The sequence below is a fragment of the Niallia sp. MER 6 genome (assembly GCF_023714395.1).
Lineage (GTDB): Bacteria > Bacillota > Bacilli > Bacillales > Cytobacillaceae > Niallia.
Map to the genome: position 1 here is coordinate 1 of NZ_JAMAUK010000146.1, position 255 is coordinate 255.

General features: G+C 36.1%; 1 pseudogene. It reads right to left on the bottom strand.

Features of this window, described 5'->3' with window-relative positions:
* Positions 1–255, bottom strand: a pseudogene (locus tag M3600_RS28760) (IS3 family transposase); the annotation flags it as partial.

Sequence of the window (255 nt, forward strand, 5' to 3'; positions counted from 1 at the left end):
CATAAATAACTCACCATATGCTTCAATTGGTATTTTTCAATTACCGAATGTATGAGGCGATATTTTTGGAAAGGAGGGAGAACTACTTTTTCATCCTCCTTTCTGCCAAACGAATCTTTTTTAATAGCTCGTTTTCTGCCTTTAATAAATTATTTTGAGCTTCTAGTCTTGCGTATTTCTCTTCCATGCTAAGTTCTCTTTCACTAGGTCTTCCTGAATTCTCGTTTCTGGTATCTTGTAACCCAGATACCCCAT